Source organism: Sphingobacterium shayense (assembly GCF_013179575.1).
GTDB classification, from domain to species: Bacteria; Bacteroidota; Bacteroidia; order Sphingobacteriales; family Sphingobacteriaceae; genus Sphingobacterium; species Sphingobacterium shayense.
In genome coordinates this window covers 1-12,802 of the sequence record NZ_JABMCQ010000127.1, presented here as the reverse complement: position 1 = coordinate 12,802, position 12,802 = coordinate 1, and the positions used below count along the sequence as shown (strand labels likewise).

13 protein-coding genes and 1 pseudogene are annotated in these 12,802 nt (G+C 39.8%); 6 read left to right on the top strand and 8 right to left on the bottom strand.

The genetic code is table 11. The features are described from left to right. From HP439_RS13875 to recQ, 6 genes are all read right to left on the bottom strand, one after another. A partial coding sequence (locus HP439_RS13875) for an MBL fold metallo-hydrolase (RefSeq protein WP_172390941.1) occupies positions 1 to 1,113 on the bottom strand: 1,113 nt, incomplete at its 3' end. 53 nt (positions 1,114 to 1,166) lie between these two features. After that, positions 1,167 to 1,967, bottom strand: coding sequence for a sulfite exporter TauE/SafE family protein (locus HP439_RS13870; protein ID WP_172390940.1), 801 nt, complete (start codon positions 1,965 to 1,967; stop codon positions 1,167 to 1,169). Between the two features lie 30 nt (positions 1,968 to 1,997). Continuing rightward, positions 1,998 to 2,408 carry a DUF6691 family protein gene (locus tag HP439_RS13865; RefSeq protein WP_172390939.1) on the bottom strand — a complete coding sequence of 137 codons (411 nt, stop codon included), beginning with the start codon at positions 2,406 to 2,408 and terminating at the stop codon, positions 1,998 to 2,000. After that, positions 2,405 to 2,959, bottom strand: a complete 555-nt coding sequence (locus HP439_RS13860) for a YeeE/YedE family protein (RefSeq protein WP_172390938.1) — start codon at positions 2,957 to 2,959, stop codon at positions 2,405 to 2,407. The genes HP439_RS13865 and HP439_RS13860 overlap by 4 nt, the downstream gene beginning before the upstream one ends. Before the next feature lie 160 nt (positions 2,960 to 3,119). Continuing rightward, positions 3,120 to 3,935 (bottom strand): 3-deoxy-8-phosphooctulonate synthase, encoded by an 816-nt coding sequence (kdsA, locus tag HP439_RS13855; RefSeq protein WP_172390937.1) that lies wholly within the window; start codon positions 3,933 to 3,935, stop codon positions 3,120 to 3,122. 11 nt (positions 3,936 to 3,946) lie between these two features. Continuing rightward, positions 3,947 to 6,136, bottom strand: a complete 2,190-nt coding sequence (gene recQ / locus HP439_RS13850; RefSeq protein WP_172390936.1) for a DNA helicase RecQ — start codon at positions 6,134 to 6,136, stop codon at positions 3,947 to 3,949. Positions 6,137 to 6,235: 99 nt separating this feature from the next. On the opposite strand from recQ, the gene HP439_RS13845 reads away from it, so the two are divergent. From HP439_RS13845 to HP439_RS13830, 4 genes are all read left to right on the top strand, one after another. Then, the gene (locus HP439_RS13845; RefSeq protein WP_425501371.1) at positions 6,236 to 7,198 is read left to right on the top strand and encodes a KpsF/GutQ family sugar-phosphate isomerase; all 963 of its coding nucleotides are present in this window, start codon (positions 6,236 to 6,238) and stop codon (positions 7,196 to 7,198) included. Between the two features lie 111 nt (positions 7,199 to 7,309). Next, positions 7,310 to 7,687, top strand: a complete 378-nt coding sequence (locus tag HP439_RS13840; RefSeq protein WP_343043550.1) for a DUF1573 domain-containing protein — start codon at positions 7,310 to 7,312, stop codon at positions 7,685 to 7,687. A 211-nt stretch (positions 7,688 to 7,898) separates the two neighbouring features. Next, positions 7,899 to 9,098 (top strand): pyridoxal phosphate-dependent aminotransferase, encoded by a 1,200-nt coding sequence (locus HP439_RS13835; RefSeq protein WP_172390934.1) that lies wholly within the window; start codon positions 7,899 to 7,901, stop codon positions 9,096 to 9,098. 205 nt (positions 9,099 to 9,303) lie between these two features. Next, positions 9,304 to 9,597: a hypothetical protein gene (locus HP439_RS13830; protein WP_172390933.1), complete on the top strand. Its 294-nt coding sequence runs from the start codon at positions 9,304 to 9,306 to the stop codon at positions 9,595 to 9,597. Between the two features lie 83 nt (positions 9,598 to 9,680). Here HP439_RS13830 and HP439_RS13825 read toward each other — a convergent pair whose 3' ends face one another. After that, complete coding sequence (locus tag HP439_RS13825) at positions 9,681 to 9,806, bottom strand: 30S ribosomal protein THX (protein WP_172390932.1); 126 nt, start codon at positions 9,804 to 9,806, stop codon at positions 9,681 to 9,683. Between the two features lie 72 nt (positions 9,807 to 9,878). Beyond that, positions 9,879 to 11,354 carry an IMP dehydrogenase gene (gene guaB / locus HP439_RS13820; RefSeq protein WP_172390931.1) on the bottom strand — a complete coding sequence of 492 codons (1,476 nt, stop codon included), beginning with the start codon at positions 11,352 to 11,354 and terminating at the stop codon, positions 9,879 to 9,881. Positions 11,355 to 11,575: 221 nt separating this feature from the next. Between guaB and HP439_RS13815 the strand changes: the two genes are divergently transcribed. Both HP439_RS13815 and HP439_RS13810 read left to right on the top strand, forming a co-directional pair. Then, positions 11,576 to 12,055 carry a hypothetical protein gene (locus HP439_RS13815; RefSeq protein WP_172390930.1) on the top strand — a complete coding sequence of 160 codons (480 nt, stop codon included), beginning with the start codon at positions 11,576 to 11,578 and terminating at the stop codon, positions 12,053 to 12,055. A 224-nt stretch (positions 12,056 to 12,279) separates the two neighbouring features. Beyond that, positions 12,280 to 12,802 (top strand): annotated as a pseudogene (locus HP439_RS13810) (protein translocase subunit SecDF); the annotation flags it as partial.

The following is a 12,802-nucleotide window of genomic DNA, read 5'->3' as shown; positions in this document are numbered from 1 at the left end:
ATCCTTCAAATCGGAAACTATTACATCATCTACTAAATCTACTTTGGTTAATGCAGAATCAAAAATATCCGGTACAAAACCAACGATGTTATCCATTCCAATGAGAGAAAGCTTTCTAGCAACTTCGTGTTGCTGTTCTTTCGGTGCAATAATTACAAATGGTTTATCGTATGGAAGCATCCAACCAGCCCAATTCACCATGCTTTTTTTATGCTGAATATTTATCGATCCCAAAATGTGACCCGACGCATATTCCTTCTTATCTCGCGTATCAAGCAAAATAATATCTTCTCGGCCCGCGACCTGCGCTGTCTGAAATTGGGTAAACGTGGTAGGAACAAAGTACAAAGGCCGCTCCTGTTTATTCCAGATTTTCATGTTTGCAAAATACGTGGGAACTTCAGGTTGCCCGGCAAGGAGCTCAGCTATGAACCCCTCTTCATCATCGCCGAATTGCAAAGCCCAATTTCGAATCTTTTCATAACCAACAGTACTATTAGGGACTGCTCCCAAAGATTTGCCACATGCCGATCCAGCGCCGTGCCCTGGCCAAACTTGAATATAATCGGGCAATGCTATGAATTTTTTCAACGATTCAAAGAGTGCGTGTGCTCCCTCCTCTTTACTGCCCTGAACGCCAGCTGCCACCTCTAACAGATCTGGTCTTCCGACGTCACCTACAAAGATAAAATCACCGGTAAAAATCATGACAGGTTCATCACTAGAAGGATGATCACGAAGCAGTAAACTAATGCTTTCAGGGGTATGTCCCGGTGTATGCATCACCTGCAACGTTAAATTCCCAACCTTAACCACGTCCCCATCCCGGACTCCTTGATGGGCGTATTGATATTGCCAATCCTCACCACCTTCATCTGAAAGATATATTTGGGCACCCGTTTTTGCGGCAAGCTCTCGCGTACCTGCCAAAAAATCAGCGTGGATATGGGTTTCAATAATATGGGTGATACGCAAATTATGTCGCGTTGCTATTTCCAAATAACATTCAATGTCCCGCTTGGGATCGATAACGATGGCTTCCCTCTTATCTTGGCAACCGACAAAATAACTTGCTTGAGCTAAGCTCTGATCATATACATTTTGAAAGAACATCTAAAATCAATTACATTTTAAAAAAAACTCACGCACATGGAGGTTTCTCATGATTATTGCTCTATATATACTTCTCGTATGATTATATATAAAGCAACCAACATTAGGAGCCACCCGAATCCTTTACGCAAGCTACGACCATGGATTCTAGCGCTTGCTTTAAGTCCAAAAAATATTCCAATGATCGCCAATAAAGTATATCCTAAAAGAATAGACCAGTCGAATCTTGGAAATTTTTCGATATCGCCCAAGATACCAAAAAATGAATTTATAGAAATAATTACCAATGAGGTGGTCACTGCCCGCTTCATCGGCATTCCATAAAAATTTACTAATGCCGGAATAATCAGAAAACCGCCTCCAGCTCCAACGACACCTGTCACAAGTCCTACGAAAAGACCCTGGATCATCAGAACAACAGCATTATTTTTACCTACCAGCAATACTTGATCCATTTTTGTACTAGCGCCACGAATTGTCATGCCCCCCGAGATTAGCATGACACATGCAAATAATACCATAAGCACAAACTCCTGCGCAAATCTCCAGTTGCCAATAATAATGACCTCCGGTACGAGAGGTAATATATAGCTACGCGTCACAAACACCATCAAAAGCGACGGTAGTCCAAACAAAAACACCTTATTAAAATCTGCTTCCCGGGTATATATGCCTTGAACTGATCCCGCAAGCGAAGTGACGCCAACTGCAAACAACGAGTATGTCGTGGCCAAAACAGGATCCACCCCCATTAAATACACCATAATGGGCACGGTAAGGATTGTCCCACCACTTCCTACCAGTCCCAATGTGACACCTACTAGAATGGCTAAGACATATCCCACAATCATCATAAGTCCGACAGTTAATACTATTATTTCAGCTTAATGTGGTAATTTATTACTTAAAAGCCCGTATAAATAAGTTCCTAGAATTGCAGAAATAGCAACGAGAAGCATTGCCTTCACCCCTGCGCCGATCAATACAAAAATAGGTCCTGGACATGCACCAACCAGCGCCCATCCCAAACCGAACAATATACCTCCAAACAAATAACGCGTAATCGAACGACTTTTGGGGGATATACGGATTTCTTGACCATCAATATCTTTTCCTTTCCGCTTTAACCATTGTGTTGCGGGCAAGCCCACAAGCAGTGCAGTTGCTATAAAGCCGTACATATGAAAAGAATCAAAGTTAAACATTTCGAAAATTCTAAACCAGGAGGCTGCTTCTCCTTTGTACATAGCGACTCCAAAAATTAGTCCTAACAGTATATATATTATAGCTCTCATATGGTAAATATTAAAGGAAATAATACATGCACCATAAACAATCCTCCGATAAAAAAACCGATTACAGCAATCAGAGACGGGAGCTGTAAGTCACTTAAGCCAGAAATGGCGTGCCCCGAAGTACACCCTCCTGCATATCGAGTTCCAAAACCAACCAATATTCCCCCGAGAATCAATAATGATACATTCTTGAAAGACCAAATACCAAACAGCTCTGTAGGATAATAACTTTCACCACCACTTGTTATGCCAAGCAATTGTAGCCGTTCAATAGTTGTTGGTGAAATATCCGGCATGCTCTGATTCGGAATTATATATGCAGAAAGAAAACCTCCGATGATGGCACCTAAGAGAAATAACAAATTCCATTTCTGTGCTTTCCAATTGAAATCGAAAAAAGCACAAGTCCGACCGGCTCCTAATGCAGAACAAATGGTACGAAAATTCGACGAGAACCCAAAACTTTTACCCATCCATATCAGGAAAATCATTACCAGACCAACAATTGCTCCGCCGACGTACCAAGGCCATGGGCCATACAACCAATCCATATTACCTCCTTTTGCTTCAAATTTAATTTATAATAGTAAAAATCAATTTAAGCGTGAACAAACTCGCCTAAAAAATCTATCATATATTTCCAAAAATACGATCGACAAAAAAAGGCCTAGAAAATCATGTCTAGACCTCAATTTTATCAAAATGTCTTCACTATAAAATTGCCTGTCTAACACGCACCAACTTTTCGATTAGCCCTTCTAACAAATCTAGATGAAGCATGTTTGCTCCGTCAGACTTAGCGTTAGCTGGATCTGGATGTGTTTCAATAAACAATCCGTCAGCTCCAACAGCAATTGCGGCCTTTGCTATCGTCTCAATTAATTCTGGCTTTCCTCCTGTAATTCCAGACACCTGATTTGGTTGTTGCAGAGAATGTGTGCAATCCATAACCGTTGGAACATCAAAAGACCGCATCTCCGGCAGACCCCGAAAATCAACAATTAAATCTTGGTATCCAAATGTATTTCCTCGGTCGGTCAGGAAAACTTTGTCATTTCCTGATTCTCTTACTTTATCCACCGCAAATTTCATAGAGCTTGCGGAAAGAAATTGACCTTTTTTAATATTGATTACCTTACCAGTCTGCGCTGCGGCGACTAAAAGTTCGGTTTGTCGGCATAAAAAAGCGGGTATCTGTAAGACATCGACATAAGCCGCCGCAACTGCTGCTTCACGGCTTTCATGAATATCAGTCACTGTTGGCACCCCAAACGTCTGACCAACCTTTTCTAATATTTTCAAAGCCTTTTCGTCGCCTATGCCCGTAAACGAATCTACGCGGGATCTATTGGCTTTACGATAGGATCCTTTAAATATGTACGGAATATTATATTTATCTGTAATTTTCACGATGCGCTCAGCTATACGAAGGGCAATTTCTTCTCCTTCTATCGCGCAAGGACCTGCCATAAGAAAAAACTGTGAAGAATCAGCATTTTTAATATTTGGCAAATAAGTATGAATCATATATGTTTTATTTAATTTCCTAGTTCTGACATGAACTTTATACGCATAAGTTGAATATCCTCAAAGGTATAATCTTCCTCGCCCAACTCGTTTAATGCCTCTTTGATGGAGTCAACCTCAGCAGTTCGAAAATAATCATAAACTTCTTCCTGACGATCACTATCAATCATCTCATCTACAAAATACCCAATATTAAGTTTTGTTCCGGAGTTCACAATAGATTCTACTTCTTTGAGCAAGTCTTCATAACTTATTCCTTTAGATAATGCGATATCATCTAGTCCGATTTTTCGATCTATATTTTGTATTATCGATACTTTTAAAGCCGACTTGTTTGCAGTGCTTTTTACGACCATATCTTGCGGACGATCAATATCGTTATCCGCTACATATTGCTTTATCAGTTCCACAAACGGACTACCAAACTTCACGGCCTTCCCTCCGCCGACACCCTGAATTTGCTTCAGTTCATCCATGCTGACTGGATAGTGGGTACACATTTCTTCCAAAGAAGGGTCTTGAAAGACGACGAACGGCGGTAATGATTTTTGCTTTGCAAGTTTCTTACGCAGGTCTTTCAACATCTTAAGTAACGTCACGTCAACGGCTGTTGATCCATGTGGCATTATCTCAGAACGATCATCCGTAGCTTTCTCCATCGGTTTATTAAGGATGAACTTAATCGGATAGGGATTTGCTAAATATTTCTTTCCACTTTCTGTTAAATTAAGTAAACCGTAATGATCAATGTCCTTCTTTATAAAATTCGCAAGCTCTGCTTGACGTATCAGTGAGTTCCAATAGTTTATCCCCAATTGTTTTCCGGAACCAAACAACACATGCTGGTCATGTTTATAAGAGGAAATAGGTTGATTGTTTTGGCCAATAAATACGTTGATAATATGATGATCATCAAATTTATGCCCCTCTTCTTTGATGAAATTTAAGACTTGAAGTATTGACTCCTCAGCATCAAAATAAGTTTTCTTTTCCCTACAATTATCACACATATTATTACAGCCCATTTCATCGAACTGTTCACCGAAATAATGCAAAATCTGCTTTCTGCGACAAACGGATGACTCGGAGTAGTCTATAACTTCTTTTAAGATTTGTGTACCTATTTCTCGTTCTGAAACCGGTTTATCTTTCATAAACTTCGTCAGTTTCTCGACATCTTTCTCCGAATAAAATGCTAGACAATATCCCTCTCCACCATCTCTTCCCGCACGACCTGTTTCTTGATAATACCCCTCCATCGATTTCGGAATATCATGGTGAATAACATAGCGAACATCGGGTTTATCGATCCCCATACCGAAAGCAATAGTCGCGACGATCACTTCCACGTCTTCCATTAAAAACTTATCCTGTGTATCTGCACGTGTTTTCGCATCAAGACCAGCGTGATAAGGCAACGCTTTAATTCCATTGATGTTTAACACTTCTGCAATTTCCTCAACCTTCTTCCGACTAAGACAATAGATAATACCAGTCTTACCAGCGTTTTGTCGAATAAATTTGACGATCTCCTTTACAACATCTTTCTTTGTTCGAACCTCATAGTATAAATTTGAACGATTAAACGAAGACTTAAACAGTGTTGCGTCAGTCATTTGCAAATTCTTCCGTATATCAGACTGCACCTTGGGAGTCGCAGTCGCTGTAAGGGCAATTATTGGGATATCATCGCCTATACCGTTTATGACTTGCCTGATCTTACGGTATTCTGGGCGAAAGTCATGTCCCCATTCCGAAATACAATGAGCTTCATCCACAGCGACAAAAGAAACATTTATTTGTCTTAGGAATTGTATATTCTCCTCTTTCGCCAATGATTCCGGCGCCACATACAATAACTTCGTTTTACCCGAAGAAACATCTTGTTTTACTTTTGTAATCTCACCCTTATTCAGCGATGAATTAAGGAAGTGCGCGATACTTTCGTTTCCCCCAAAGGCACGAAGTTGGTCCACTTGGTTTTTCATTAATGCGATTAGCGGCGAAATTACTATCGCTGTACCCTCACTCATTAAAGCTGGCAATTGATAACATATTGATTTCCCGCCTCCGGTAGGCATAATCACAAACGTATCTTTCCCATCTAGGATATTTGTGATAATTGCTTCCTGATCACCTTTAAAGTTATCAAAGCCGAAAAATTCTTGTAAATTGTCAAATAGTGATTTTTCTATTTCCATTGACTATAGGGCAAAAAATTAGATGGACCTGTTACTCATTTGAGTTTTAAAAACTTACTTTTGCAGTATTCTAATATAAAAATAGACATTATTTCTGTGATACACAACATCGACATTAAAAAGACGGCGATTGAAACATTGCAACTCGAAGCTAATGCTATCCAAAATCTAACTCAACTAATTGACAACGATTTCGTTCAGGTTGTGGAGCGCATCTTCACACTCAAAGGGAGGGTCATTGTTACGGGAATAGGAAAAAGTGCGATCATAGCGCAAAAGATGGTCGCTACTTTCAATTCAACAGGAACTCCTGCAATTTTTATGCACGCGGCTGACGCCATACACGGCGATCTTGGAATAATACAGAATGATGACTTGGTAATTGCCTTGTCAAAAAGTGGCACCACCCCAGAGATCAAAGTTCTTGTCCCTTTTTTAAGACAAAAAGGAAATACGCTTGTCGCCATGGTCGGAAACGTAACCTCCTTTCTTGCACAAAATGCGGATTTCATACTGGATACCACCGTGGAGCGCGAAGCTTGTCCTAACAATTTAGCCCCCACAACAAGCACGACAGCGCAGTTAGCTATGGGTGACGCGATTGCCGTTTCCCTCCAAATTTGTCGTCAATTCTCGGACCGCGACTTCGCAAAATATCATCCCGGCGGAGCGTTAGGAAAACAATTATACTTAAAAGTTAAAGATCTTTCGGACAACAATGGTAAACCGGAAGTGTCAGCCGAGGCCCGAATACGAGATTTGATCATTACAATTACAAAGTATCGACTTGGTGCTACTGCGGTAATTGAAAACGGACGGGTAATCGGGATCATAACGGATGGCGACGTGCGTCGCATGTTAGAGAAATATGAAGATCTTAACGATTTAACTGCGCGCGATATCATGTCTAAAGATCCCAAAACAATCGACCGCGAGGCATTAGCCGTGGATGCTCTACATAAAATGCGGGAATTTAACATATCTCAGTTGGTAGTCATGCAAGAAAATCAATATCAAGGAATTATCCACATACAAGATCTACTAAAGGAAGGGATTATCTAACAAAAGGTACTGTAATATTTTTGTCTAAATAGGAGCGAAAAGCTAAAAACGACATTATATGTGGTATTTTTGGCGTATCTTTTGAAGAGATAACGTATAATTAAAATAAATATGATGAAGAAGATATTAGGAATGTTGACGGTATTTATAGCGGTTATTGGGTTCACGTCAATGACGTTAGCTATAGGCGAATTTAAGTTTGAAAAAGAAGCCCATGATTTCGGTTCAATCCCGCAAAATCAGCCTGCTTCATATGATTTTAAATTTTCAAACAATGGAGATGCCCCAATCATTATCAGCGAAGTAAAACCTTCATGCGGATGTTCTGTTGCCGAATTCACAAAAACGCCTGTTAAACCGGGAGAATCTGGGACTATTACCGTTACATATAATGCTGCAGCGAAAGGACCATTTACTAAGCAATTCACTGTTAAGTCCAACACTAAAACACCTGTTAAAACGCTTACGGTAAAAGGTAACGTACAATAATATTTCACCATTGGTGTTGAAAACAGGACTATCGCGATCGATAGTCCTGTTTTTGTTTAAGCTCTGTTGTGATCTACTGCACGTACAAACTATCGGATTGTACCTACAAGCGGTATGACATGGAACGCTGTCCTCATATCGTCGCATTTTACCACCCTTGATCTTATTCTTTTTACTAATTTTGCAGAACAATTCTAAAAAACAAACTAAGATGCCAAAAATATCAGAAAGAGGCGTAGCGATGCCAGCATCGCCAATTAGAAAGCTTACTCCATTTGCGGATAAAGCAAAAAAAGAAGGTAAAAAAATCTATCACCTTAATATTGGTCAACCTGATATTGAGACGCCGGAAGTTATGCTTAATGCACTTAAAAACATAGATTTCAAAGTGTGGGCGTATACGCCATCCGAAGGAACTGCGTCTTATAGAAATAAACTGACTGAATACTACAACAAGATAAACTATAATATTCATCCGGACAACATTCTCGTTACAAATGGTGGATCTGAGGCCATCACTATTGCTATGCAAGCTTGTATGAATACTGGAGATGAGATCATTATTCCAGAACCATTTTATGCGAATTATAACGGGTTTGCCTGTAGCGCAGGTGTTGTTGTAAAACCCATCATTTCAAGTATTGAAACGGGATTCGCTCTTCCAGCGATTAGTGAATTTGAAAAATTAATCACACCAAAAACAAAAGCAATAGCCATTTGTAATCCCAACAACCCGACGGGGTATTTATATTCAAAGCCGGAGTTGAACGCACTTAAAGATCTATGTATCAAACACGACCTTTACCTTCTGTCTGATGAAGCGTATCGTGAGTTTTGCTACGACGAGCGGGAATTTATTTCTCCTATGCACTTAGATGGTCTAGAACAAAATGTGATTGTCCTTGATACAGTATCTAAACGCTACTCGGCTTGTGGAGCCCGAATTGGGTGTCTTATCACAAAAAATAAAGAACTATATCAAACCGCATTAAAGTTTGCACAAGCAAGGTTAAGTCCATCGTTAGAAGGACAAATTGCTGCAGAAGCCGCAGTTGATACGCCGGATAGTTATTTCCAGGCCGTCTCAACAGAATACACTACGCGCCGAGATACATTAGTAAAGGGATTAAACGCTATCCATGGTGTGTATTCGCCCAATCCCGGAGGGGCTTTTTATGTAGTTGCCAAACTCCCAATCGACAACGCTGATAAATTTTGTCAATGGATGCTTGAAGAATTCTCTTTTGAAAATCAAACCGTTATGATGGCTCCGGCTACCGGGTTCTATAGCACGCCAGGCGCGGGAACAAACGAGGTGCGTCTAGCCTATGTTTTAAATCAGCAAGAGCTAAAAAATGCGCTTATTTGTTTAGAAAAAGCCCTAGAATTATATCCAGGAAAAATAGATTAGACTACGATTGCCATTGCGACCCTTCGTGAACTATTTATTAACAACTAAACACCTCAAATCACAATAAAATTTGAGGTGTTTAGTTGTTAACATCCTCAATAAACAACCACATATCGAGCGACCTCTATCAATACACATAACATCTTTTTAAAACAAATTCAACTTACCATCGTTATTAATATTGTACTAAAACGATAAGACGACTATGGATAAACTAAAGAAATTTGATTTAATGGCGAAAATAGCGAGGGAACTCGAAGACGTCAGAAATAGCCAACAGGCAGTTTTAGAGAAGATTGGTAAGATAGAAGTGGATAATATTGAACTTGGTGATTCAACCATCGAAAAGACAATCCCCGATATTTATCAAAGAACCGCAGAAAATTCCGATGCAATCAAGGAGATCCTCGAATCGTTCCAACAAAAAACCGACGAATTCGCAGATAAAAACAATGTAAACCAACTCCGTGAACAGCAGGATATAAACAATTTAAAATAGCAACATATTGGTTTTAACAAGAAAAGAGTAGGAATACCTACTCTTTTTTTATTGTCATTAAACTTGATTCTTCAAGAATTATACTACTCAGCAGTTTCTTCCTTCACCGCTGGTTTTACTCCTCTCTTCGGTAACGTTCTAGGTCTTTTTTTGCCATAAGATCCTTTGATAATTTTACCTTTTCGAGTTTTTTTATCGCCTTTTCCCATAGTTTATTTTTTTTTGTGAAAGAGCAATCTAACGAAAATATCTCGGTATATCAAATTGAAGTCTACTTCAGATTATCCGCGACTGTTGTAGTTTGGCGCTTCTTTAGTAATCGAGATATTATGGGGATGAGACTCGCGCAAGCCAGCTCCGGTAATACGGACAAATTGTGCTTCCTTCAGCCGTTCGATTGTAGGGGCTCCGCAATACCCCATCGATGCGCGCAAGCCACCGATATACTGATACACAACCTCTGACAGAGTCCCTTTATATGGAACGCGCCCCACAATTCCTTCGGGAACTAATTTTTTAATATCATCTTCCACATCTTGGAAATATCGATCTTTCGAGCCTTTTTCCATTGCCTCTAGCGATCCCATGCCCCGATATGATTTAAACTTACGCCCTTCGTATATTATCGTCTCACCGGGAGCTTCTTCTACGCCGGCAAATAACGACCCTGCCATTATCGTATCTGCACCAGCGGCTATCGCTTTGGCAATATCCCCTGTTTGTTTTATACCGCCATCAGCGATTACCGGAACTCCCGTTCCTTTTAATGCTTTAGAAACCTCGTAGACTGCATAAAGCTGAGGAACGCCGACTCCCGCTATAATACGAGTTGTACATATAGACCCAGGACCGATTCCGACTTTTACAGCGTCAGCTCCTGCATCAGCTAGGGCCTTTGCCGCCGCACCTGTTGCAATGTTACCAACAATCACCTGTAAGGAAGGAAAACTAGCTTTTACCTCTTTTAGTTTTTCAATGACACCTTTAGAATGGCCGTGCGCTGTATCAATCGTAACTACATCCACCCCTGCTTTTACCAATGCTGCGACGCGTTCCAACGTGTCTCCGGTAACGCCAACTGCACCTCCTACCCGAAGACGACCGTGGCTATCTTTGGCTGCATTAGGATAATGTTTATACTTCTGAATATCTTTAAAGGTAATCAGTCCTTTTAGAATTCCATTTTTATCAACGACCGGAAGTTTTTCGATTTTTTCATTTTGCAATATTTCCTCAGCCTGGATTAGATCTGTCCCTTCGGGAGCGACAACTAAATTATCTTTTGTCATCAACTCGCTAATCGGCATACGCATATCCTTCTGAAATCTTAGATCTCGATTAGTAACGATCCCTACCAATTTCCCTGATTCGTCTATAATTGGAATACCGCCTATTTTATGATCTTTCATAATTTTAAACGCATCACCAACTAACGCATCGACTTTCAGCGTAACCGGATCCTGAATCATCCCGCTTTCAGAACGCTTTACTTTGCGAATCTCGGCAGCCTGCTGTTCAATAGTCATGTTTTTATGCAACATCCCTATCCCTCCAGCTTGCGCGATTGCAATAGCTAAATCAGCACCCGTAACAGTATCCATCGCCGCCGAAACTAACGGGATATTTATCTTAATCTCTCGTGTAAGATAAGTACTCGTGTCAACATCACGAGGCAGGATTTCAGAATATGCTGGTATTAATAAAACATCGTCGTAGGTAAGACCTTCAGCTACGAATTTTTGTGGATCTAGTTCCATATGGCAAATATCTTTGGAGTTTCTATTTGCCAGGCAAAATTAAGTTTTTTTTTGGATTTTATCAAAGAATTAACTTTTTTGTTGCCATATGACACGGAAATGAAAAATATAATTCTACATTTTATTAAAACTAATAGAAACTTGGCAATATATTTGCTTATTTTACGTTTTTAAACGTCTTATCGAAAATCGATAAAACAAAACTATTATTATATTTAGACATGAAAAAAGTATTCTTATCTCTCTTAGCTGCGTCTTTCATCGCTATTGGTACTCAAGAAGCTAAAGCGCAGACTCCGTATAACACGGCAATTGGGCTGGGTGTTGATCTTGGCGACGGAGAAACACTGGTTGGTCCTCAAATAAAACATTCGTTTGGGGGAGCCAATGCTGGTAACGCCCAAGTATTATTCGGGGATGACATTATAACCATCGGTGCAGATTACTCATACAATCAACAAATTCAAGGCACTAATGGTTTGGGCTGGTATGTAGGCGTAGGACCTCAACTTAGTTTTGTTGATTATGGTCCGGATGATGAAACATTTTTCGCAATTCGTCCAGCAGCAGGTTTGGAATATAAAATACCTGCAGCACCATTAGCATTTCACTTCGATTGGAAACCATGGTGGAACCTGTCACACAATTCTGATTTTGAACCTTCTCGTTTTTCTTTAGGCTTCAAATTCACGCTTAATTAAGTTTAAAATCGCATTTTTTAAGGTCTATATCAAATCGATATAGACCTTTTTTTTTGCTGGTACAAATTCGAAATTTCGATCTCAGTTTTTTCTTCGTATATAATCTGAATTATCTTCTGATTCTACAAAATTTTTATACCTTTGCGAATCTTGGCTACTTATTGTTAAGCTAAATCGAAAGTAAAATTATATACTATAACGAATAAATTCACGAATAACAGAAAATGCAGAGTAAAGGGCTGATTAAATTTTTGGTGATAGCGGTATCAATAGCATGCCTCTACTCCTTATCATTCACATTTGTTACACGAAAGGTAGAACGAGATGCTGCCAACTATGCGAAAGGCGATATGGCCTTAGAAAAAGCGTATTTGGATTCTATGGCAGGTGAAGAAGTTTATAATTTAGGAATAGCGAAGTTTACCTATCGCGAAGCGAAATCATACGAGCTCGCTTTAGGTCTTGACCTAAAGGGTGGGATGAACGTAACGATGGAGATTTCATTGGACGAACTTGTTAGCAATCTTGCTGGCAATCCGAAAGATGAAAAATTCAACGCCGCATTGGCATCCGCTATTAACAAAACTAAAACGAGTAATACCGGTTTGGTAGATCTTTTCGTTAACGAATATAAAGAAAGCGGCGCTACAACACCGCTAGCATCATTCTTTGCGACACGAGATAATTCTTCGTTAATCAACAAGGCAAGTTCCGATAACGATGTTAAAAACTTTCTAAATACAGAAG